The sequence below is a fragment of the Streptomyces sp. NPDC053431 genome (assembly GCF_044544925.1).
In the GTDB taxonomy this organism is placed as follows: domain Bacteria; phylum Actinomycetota; class Actinomycetes; order Streptomycetales; family Streptomycetaceae; genus Streptomyces.
The window spans coordinates 1-9,419 of sequence record NZ_JBITXX010000050.1; the positions used below are offsets into that span (position 1 = coordinate 1).

Here is a 9,419-nt window from a genome sequence, read left to right on the forward strand (position 1 = left end):
GATATCGACTACCTCCACCACCTCACCTGCACCACCACCCGGCACTTCGAGAATCAACTGATAAGCGGGTAGACCAGGCGAAAACGACCTCTTAGGGACTGTTTCTCGGATCATGTTCGGAGCCACATGATGAGGGCTGCGAAGGTAAGGATGCCGAGGTAGATGGACCTCGAGGTCCGCAAGCGCCTGCCGCCATGTGAGGCTCTTGCGGCAGGACCAGGCGTTATCCGTTATTTACCCGCGAGGCGGTCAATGCCGCAGGGGGAGAAGCAGGCCGCGTAGGTGGCGGCTTCTCGTCGCCGTGGACTTCGCGTGTAGGCGAGGACGGTGTGGTCGTCGATGGAACGGGTGTAGTCGAAGCCGGTGGTGCGGCGACGGTCGGCAGAAAGCGGCAAGGCCACAAACGCCAGCCTCCGCCGTCGGGATGCCGCCGTGATTCTTGACGACGACGTGGATCAGTTCGCCGAGTCAGCTGCGTTCGTAGCGGCGGATTACCCTGGCCGGTGGGAATGCAGGTGGTTCAGGCCGTACCAGTTCAGGAACCAGTGCACGGTTCTGCAGGCGGTCTGAGGATGGGGCCACGTGGGCCGAGCCGAGCTTGTTGCCGCAGGCGGTAGGTTCGGTCCTCTCCACCGCTGCCGAAGTCGGTCGGAGTCCTGCGAGGCCGACTGGACCGGTCAGGCAGGCCGGCCCCTCGTGCTGCCGCTGCCAGCGCCTCGGTCACTTGTGAGCTGTGGGTCGTGGACGCATCTCAGCTGCGACGTGGCGCCCGGGCGATTGGCGGGGCACGCTCGACCAGCAGCCGTCTGCCCCTGAAGGGTAAGCCGGACGCTTCGGACACGATGACCTTCGTGCGGTGCAGGCGCAGGCGGGACCACGGCACCGGCGGTCTTCGCCATGATCAAGCCCTGCAGCTGTCAACAACGCTGATCTATACAGGCACGGACCCGCAGCCCGCACGCAGACCTCAGGGCAGCGAAATCTAGGGGTGGGTGTTAGGGGTTGCCCTCATTGAGCCCATGGGCTAGCGGGGCAACGATGAAGTCACTCGCGAAGGATCAAACCTAGGCGGTTGACATGCGACAGATCTTCGCTCGGCGCCCTTCTCCCCCGCCAAAGAGGCCCTCTCTCGATCTGAGGACTCCATCAGGCCGTCCACTTCCTTACTGACGAAGAGATCGGGCCGCTACGACTACAAGTCCCCTTGAAGGTAACTGACGGCCCCCGGAAATAAGCCATGACGTGCCCCGTATCCAAACGCTGTTGATGTGATGTCCTCCCGTCAGGGCAGCAAGCACGAGGTGTGACGTGAGATCTGTGATTCCCTTCAGCACTGGTTTGGGCCAACCGCTTTCGACACCTGGGCCCGGCAGTACCTTTCCTCTCATCGGACGCGACCAAGAGATAACTGCAATCCAGCAGCAGCTTGCCGCCACGAATGGCCCTGCAGGAGTGCTCCTCGTCGGTCCCAGCGGCATCGGCAAGACGCGACTTGCGGAGGAAGTAATCGCCCAAGTTCAGGACACTCTCTCCGCTGTACGGCTGGACTCACACCTTGCGAAGTCAGTCGGTCCCTCTGCAACGGAAAACCACTGCATTCAGTGCGGAGGATCGTCTGCTGATCATGCCCTAGTTGCTTTTCTGGAGAATTTTGCTGCCCCCGCTGCTGGAAGCCGTCCACGCCTTCTCATAATCGATGATGCCCATTACCTCTCACCTAGCGCGGTGAAAGCAGTAGGCCAGCTGGCACGCAGCCGGCAGGCAAAGGTTCTTCTGACCACACAGGCAGGTGTTGAAGCACCGACGGCTCTCCAAGCCCTGTGGAAAGAGGATCATATCCGCCGAATCAACATCACGCGTCTGTCACCAGTCGCCTCACAGCGGTTGGCATGTGCCATGAGCGACAACCGTCTCACACATTCGACCGCAGTGACCCTGGCCCGATTGGCCGACGGAAACCCTCTGCTGCTCCGCGAGTTGGTCCGCTCTGTGCAGGAGCAAGGCTTGCTCGAACAGCGCAACGGACTGCACCAGCTCCGAAGCGGAGCCCTCTCTTCACCTGCACTCTACGATCTCATTGCACATCGCTTGCCGCCTTTGGGAACCCTAGGTCGCGAAGCGCTGGAAATGGTCGGGCTCTCCAAAGCAGCTCAGTTGTCTGCTATAGAATCCCTGTTCGGAAGTGAAGTGCTGGTCCAATTGGAAGAGCGGCAACTGATCGAGGTAACTGCTCTGGGTCAGGCCAACGATAGGGCCCCTCAAGTGCGATGTGCACACCCCCTAGTGGAACACGTAATCCGGCAGGAAGTGCCTCCGCTCCGCAGCCGCCGACACTTGCGCGCATGGGCCGACGTGCTGGATCTCGCAGCACTGACTGACCAAGAAAAGACTCACCTAGCCGCCTGGCATGCAGACGTCGGCGAGACAGCTCCTTGTGAGATTCTTGCTGATGCTGTGAGGTCATCATTGAAATTCCGTGACTTTTCCACCGCCACTCGTCTAGCCGAAGCTCATTGGAACAATCACCCTTCTCTAGCTGTAGCCGAGGAGTACCTGCACGCTCTGCTTGGTGATGCCGCATTTGATCGATTCTACTCAACTGTAGAATCCATGGCCAGGAAACTGGGAGCGGCCGCCGCTCCCGCTCTGGCGCGCTTCAGGATTCGCGCACTGCTGCTCGAAGAGAACTTCGGCAAGGCCGAGGAGGAGCTCGATTGCTACAGCGGTCCTGATCGGGATCTTCTGATCGCTCTTTCCTTTTACCGCCAAGGCCGGCTACGTGAGTGCCTCGATGTAAGCGACTCCCTTCTCAGATCGGCCGCCCCAGAGCAGCGGTCAGAAGCAATCACCCTCACAATGCTGGCCCAATGCTCTTTGGGACGTCCGGCGGACGCACTGGCAACTTTTGACGAATTCTACACCGACTCGGGTGATTCACACCAAATCGCTCAAGCCATCCTGGAGAAGCCAACTGCCGAGGAACTCCGGGCTATTGCTCTCGGCCACCTGGGCCGTCGCGCAGAAGCGGAAAAGATACTGAGGGATTTCAACTCCGCTCCCGAAGCTTACGTCTCCCCCTTCGATGCACAGCGGACTCTCAACCTCGGCATTTTCTATATGGAAAGCGGAAATCTCCATAAGGCGGTTGCTGAGTTTACTCTGCACCCTGCATTCGACCCGAGCGGGGCCGCATGGCGTCAGAAAGCCCGCATATTCGCGGCACTTTCCCGGTCTTGGCTTCCCGAGGGCGACCGAGCGCAGTATCCGGTGGACGCGCTGGGGGACATCCCGAAGAGCGAGTCCGTCACTTACCTCCACATAGCTCACGCCTGGCGGGCTCACTCGGAAGGAAATGAGAAGGAGGTAGTAAGTGCACTGAACGAAGCGATTAAGGAGGCGTTTCGCCGCCACCAGTACAGCGACCTGGCTACCGCGATCCACAATGCGGCACGCCTCGGCCACGCAAAGATCACGAGCTCTTACTGGGAAATACCGCTACAAGGGCCTCTTCTCCGAGCCCGCCTCCAATACGCTCAAGCAGTCGCCACGAATGATGCTCACCTTCTAGAGCAGGCGGCCATGGCCTTTTCGGAATCAGGGACCTATCTGTACGCAGCTGAAGCGTTTGCCGAATTGGCTCGCCTGTATCGACGCGCAGGAAATGAACGCAACGCTACTTCCGCTACGAGCAGAGCCCATAGTCACCTGCGTTCATGTGGCCCTGTCGACACTCCACCTCTGCGTTTCCTTAGTCTTCTGACCCCGCTCTCTGAGCGTGAGCGAACAATCGCCATCCTTGCAGTCAGGGGTATGTCTGACAAAGAAATTGCGGAACGGCTGGTAATCTCACCCAGAACCGTGGGAAATACTCTTTACCGCATCTACCAAAAGGCCGGTGTCACCGGCCGTAAGTCGCTACGCAAGGTCCTCGATACCTGCGCCTAAAAGCAAGCAAGATAATCCTGGTCGGTCAGGGCGTCTCAACTAATCGGTGTCCCGGATGCTCGGAGCGCCACCCGGCGACGTAACGCAGCAATTCCTGATACTTCGGGCACTAACGACCACACTGACGCTCTCTCCTGCCCCCAGTGGCCCTTCTGATCTCATCTTGCGGAGATCAGCTTAGACCTTGTTGCACTTGGTGAGTCGCTGGTAGTTGATGAGGCTGGTGGCGATGGCTGCGAAGGCGAGGAAGTGCTCGGGCTTGCGCTCGTAGCGTCGGTGGAGCCGGCGGCAGCCGGCGAGCCAGGACATGGTCCGTTCGATGGCCCATCGGTGGCGTCCGAGCCGCTGTGAGGTCTCGATGCCACGGCGGGCGATCCGTGGCGTGATACCGCGAGCGCGGAGCCATCGCCGCAGGTGGGGATAGTCGTAGCCCTTGTCGCCATGGAGCTTGTCGGGCCGTCGGCGGCGAGGGCCGCGGCGGCTGCGGACCGGGGGTATCGACGCGACGAGGGGCTGCGGAGCGAGACTGTCGTGGGTGTTGGCCGCGGAGATGGCGACCGCGACCGGCAGACCGGATCGGTCCGGTGACGAGGTGGATCTTCGATCCCTTCTTGCCGCGCTCGGTCGGATTCGGTCCGGTCAAAAGCCCCCTTTGAGGGCCCGGACACTCACCGAGTCGATGGCGAAACGCGACCAGTCCAGGCCTCCCCGGGCGCCGAGTTCATCCAGGATGACCCGGTGGAGTCGGGCCCAGACCCTGTCCTTGCTCCAGCGGGCGAACCTCCGGTAGAGCGGTCGGCCAGGCCGGCCCGAACAACGGCGGCACCTGCCGTCACGTGCACCCCGACGTCGCCACGAACACGATCGCGGCTAGACACTCACGATCCCCGGCCCGCCGGCGGCCGCCTCCTTGCGGGCGTATCACCACCGTCTCCGGCACCACCCCACGGAACAACTCCCACAACTCATCCGGCGCCAGCCGCTCGGCAAGGCTCGTCATGCCCGGCACAACGAGCCAAACCGCCAAAGGAAACGACGTCTAAAGGCGCCCGTCGGTGAGTACTTACGCATGGATCTTGAGTCACTGACTACTCACGACAGGCTGTGCCGTCGCGCCGTACAGTCGTTCTAGGAAGATGACATGAACACTAAAGCTTCGTCGGCCCCGCATAGCAGGGCCTGGCATGGAAGTTCTTCTTAATCCTGAACGGAGTAGGTGTGCGGCAGCAGATCCGAGCACTTCCATCCTGCCGCCATCCCGGGGGGAGACAGCTGCGACAGACAGCAATCGCATCCCATAAATTGCACAGAAATGCCATGGAGACTTCTGCCCTACATTTGATCACCGCTCCGCCGGTGAGTACATGTGGTGCTATCTCCAGCGAGCGTCAATTAGTTGATGAGCTGTCATTTGGCTCTAACTGTCTGACTTGTGAGGATACGCGGGGGAATGTCTGAGCAAGTAGCGACGGGAAGTCGCTGGCCGTTTGCCGCACGGGAATATGAGGTCAGCCTTTGTGCCGACGCTCTGGCAACCTCCGAAATTACCATGTTCATCGTGCATGGGAAAGGAGGTGTTGGAAAAACTCGCCTGGGTGAGGAATGTCTTGAGTTTGCTAAGAGTGTGGGGCACGCCACCCTGACGGCAGCGGCAACGCCTGCATCCGCGCAGCTGCCACTTAGCACGATCTCCCACCTCCTGCCCCCGGACGTCAAGCCGGACGATCCTATCGCAGCGTTTACTGCCGCCTCACGCCTGTGTCGCCGGGCATCTCAAGAATCACTCAGCCGATCTGGTGACCAGAGGGTTGTGGTCTTCGTAGATGATCTGCAGTGGCTAGATAATTCCTCCGCTCTTGTTCTACGTCAGCTCCTCGCTGCTGAAATGATTTTCTTGATTGGCACCGTCCACGCAGAATTGCCGGCTTCCGAGGCGGTAGCGGCCCTTGATACAAAACACGATGCGCGTCACGTTAGACTCCGTGAGTTCTCTGTTGCGGACACGCGTGAGGTTCTGGCACAGGTTCTCGGTGCCCCTGTGGAGCACACTACACTGCATGAGCTATTTGACATTTCCCGTGGAAATGTGCTTTTTCTCCGTGAACTTGTCGAGGGCGCACTGACTGCAGGTACCCTGATTAAAGGGCACAGGTTGTGGCGCTTGACTGGTAAGCCTTCAGGAACCGTCCGTCTTCATGATGTAATTCAGCGTCGCCTTAAGAAGTTTTATGGTACGGCACGAACCGCTCTAGAGACTCTTGCACTTTGCGAGCCGGTAGCGCTGGAAACGTTAGAACAATTGACTTCTCACGAGGAGCTAGAACGGCTCGAGCAGCAGAAAATCATCACCGTTATCACTGATGGACGCCGCTCGACCTGTACATTGGCGCACCCCCTCTACGGTGAGTCCCTTCGGGCCGGAATTTCCAGTCTACGTAGACGCCAAATCTATTTAACTCAAGCGGAACGCATACAGAAACTTAAAGCCCGTCGTCTGGATGACGTTCTGCACATAGCTACCTGGAAGCTTGCTGCAGGAGAATCTGTTTCTGTCACAGGAGTTATCAGGGCAGCGCGGCGGGCCAAAGCCGCGAGCGACTACAGTATGATGCTGAACCTCCTCTCATCTATACCCGACGATGAGGCCAGCTGCCATGAAGTTGCGCTTTTGAAAGGTGAGGCGCTGAGCCGTGTCGGACAGTGCGGAAAGGCTGAAATTTTTCTTGCGCGTGCGCAGGAGCTTGCTTCTTCCGACGACGCCTATCTCACGGCTATTCTCGAGAGGGTCCTGAACTTATGGTGGGGACTCGGTGAAGGTGATCGAGCCATCGAGGTATTGCAGCAGGCACAGTATGTAGCCACATATGCAAAGTTACACAGACCGCTCGAGATAATAGAAGCAGGTCTCCTTCACTGGTCGGATCACATTCCTTCCGCACTTAGATTCCTCGATGATGTTAAATTGGTTTCGACGCCCCTCGCACGTATGTGGGCACAAGCTCAGCGGTGTCACACTCTAATTCATATTGGGCGTACAGGCGAAGCTCTTTCTTTGAGTAATGAGCTCCAAAGGACAGCATACGGCAAGTCGCCATCATGCTCCGTTGAAATCGCACGTTTAGCTGCACTGATAGAATCCGGGCGTCTTGAGGAGGCTCGTTCCACCGGCACGCAAATGTTCAAGAGTGCAGTAGATGGCAAGTATACCGAGATGCAGGTCTGGATTTCTTTCCAACTAGGACACCGCGACCTGCTGGCTGGACACCTTCAGAGTGCATATCAATGGTTCATCGAGGCGTCAGCCCTCGCAAAAGAGAATAGCTACCCCATGGCTCTCGACTTGGCAGAGACCGGGATAGTCGCCGCCGCAGCGCAACTCGGGCGAACTGATGAAGCGCGATCTGTATTGGCAAGGGTTAGTCACAGAAACCCAGACCTTACGGACGGCGGTCCGAAGACAAAGAGCTCCATTCATATTGTCCAACACTATTATGACCTCTCGACTGCCTGGCTCGCAGCTGTGGAAGGTGATATGTTCCGTGCACGCCGCCGTATAATTCAGAGCGCAAGTGCGGCGGCTCACGCAGGTAGTAAAGCAATCGAAGGGTGGCTTTTGAGTGAAGCCGGGCGTCTGGGCGGCGCCACCGAGGTACACGAACGCCTAGGCAAGATTGCAGCCACAGCGGATAGCGCACTCTTGAAGGCACGGGCGAATTTCGCATCTGCCCTAGTCTCTGGCGATCCGGAACGTGGAGCCGCGGCAGCGGAAGAGTGTGGTGATCTAGGCCTACATCTTTTAGCAGCTGAGGTTGCTTCCTTTGCATCATCGGCCTTCAGCCGGGATCGAGAGTGGCGACGAGCCGCTGCGGCGACTACTCTGACCGAGAACATGCTCAAGCGATGTGGCGGCGGGATTGTGACACCGGGCCTATTTGAGCCCGTCGCCTTTCCCCTGACGGAGCGAGAGCGACAGATCTCCGTGATGGCCGCACGCGGCATGGCGAGCCAGGAGATAGCGAAGAGATTAGTTCTGTCTGTTCGGACCGTAGATAATCACCTACATAGAGCATACGGGAAATTGGGGATTTCCTCCCGTCAAGAACTTGCTGGGATATTTCAACCTCCAGTGAAAGGAAGTCGCCTTTCAGGCGAAGCTCAGATGTAATCAGTGCCGCAGAATCTGGTGACTGATTTCGCTCCGGAAATGGGCATCATCCCCCTACATGTTCAAGTAGGATGTCTACCCTCCCATAGTTTTAGACTGGATAGTTCCTCAACCACAGGTCCCTGACGTCTCCGATCCCCTCAGTCGCAAGGCTGCCTGCGGATACCGTAGCCCTATATCTGTGCGCGGCATCTCTTGGCGACCGGCGACCATGGCTTTCAGGCCGTGGATGTCGTGGACGTTGCCGGCAGGACGTACATTTTTCGTGCCGAGCTTTCTGCGGTCCGGGGTCGGGTTTGTATATTCGCCCTTGTCTGTGGCCCTGAGGTAGGCCGGAGCCGGGCTCGGTTCGGGTCATGCGGGAAGCCCGGCGTCCTCAAGGCGGTGCGGCACCGTTTCATGCCGCCGGTTCCAGCCCCGGCCCGCGGGCCGGGGCTGGAACCGGCGGTTCCCGGTTGGCCTCGGACGGTGGCTACGTTAGCCAGGCACGGCCCTGACCTACACGTAGACAATGGCTGCAAACGGCGTCTCATCAGCGTGTCATGTCAGTCCCTGCGGCCGCACCCTCGACGGCGGGGTCAACGTCTCCGCGATCCCCTCCCACCGGTCCGGGACGGTCCAATCCCAAGGGCCCCACCCCTGTGCCCCCACCCACTCACCACCTCATAGGACACGGTCTAAGTAGTTTGTACTCAAGCCTACGGGTGCTGGTGGTGGCACTGTTTAGCTGTCAGGGCGAGTGGCGGAATGGAAGACGCAGCGGACTTAAAATCCGCCGCCATGAGCGTGTGGGTTCGAATCCCACCTCGCCCACAATGCGTGCGATTACTGAGCTTGTTCAGCGGTGAGTCTCGAGGGAGTGGGCCTGGTTGACGCGCTTTTGTTTGATGGTGCGGTTCTTGCCGGGTCGGCGCTTATGGGGAACAGCGACGATGCCGCCGGCGCCTTGGTAGTCGGAGTCGGCTCAACCGCGGCGGCGATGGGCAGGCCAACCCCGCTCTCTTCACCATCGTCCTGGCCAGACTGCGGTGGGAGACCCGCAGCCGCAGCTACGTCGAGCGAGGCATCTCCGAAGGCAAGACACGACGCGAAGCCATCCGCTGCCTAAAAAAACGCTACGTCGCTCGAGAGCTCTACGCCGTCATCATCCGAGCCCACACCATGCCCCAAGAGTAAGTCTTGGCGGCTTGACATCCATAGGGGCATCAAGACCACTTGGGCTTGATCCGCTTTGACGGACATCTGAGATCAGGGGCTCCCGCCCCGGAAGGATGATGTTCATCATGGAGAGCATGGGGAAGAAGAAGCC

At 59.2% G+C, this 9,419-nt stretch carries 2 protein-coding genes, 1 tRNA gene and 1 pseudogene; 3 read left to right on the plus strand and 1 reads right to left on the minus strand.

Annotated elements, in window-relative coordinates; translation table 11 throughout:
- Positions 1 to 1,308 precede the first annotated feature (1,308 nt).
- A complete protein-coding gene (locus ACIGXE_RS37190; RefSeq protein WP_399754583.1) occupies positions 1,309 to 3,945 on the plus strand; it encodes an AAA family ATPase in 2,637 nt (878 codons plus the stop codon).
- Positions 3,946 to 4,122: 177 nt separating this feature from the next.
- On the opposite strand, the pseudogene ACIGXE_RS37195 reads toward ACIGXE_RS37190, so the two are convergent.
- Positions 4,123 to 4,945 (minus strand): annotated as a pseudogene (locus ACIGXE_RS37195) (IS5 family transposase).
- Positions 4,946 to 5,395: 450 nt separating this feature from the next.
- Here ACIGXE_RS37195 and ACIGXE_RS37200 point away from each other — a divergent pair.
- Both ACIGXE_RS37200 and ACIGXE_RS37205 read left to right on the plus strand, forming a co-directional pair.
- Positions 5,396 to 8,110, plus strand: coding sequence for a LuxR C-terminal-related transcriptional regulator (locus ACIGXE_RS37200; RefSeq protein ID WP_399754585.1), 2,715 nt, complete (start codon positions 5,396 to 5,398; stop codon positions 8,108 to 8,110).
- A 733-nt stretch (positions 8,111 to 8,843) separates the two neighbouring features.
- Positions 8,844 to 8,923: transfer RNA gene (locus ACIGXE_RS37205), tRNA-Leu, on the plus strand.
- Positions 8,924 to 9,419 lie beyond the last annotated feature (496 nt).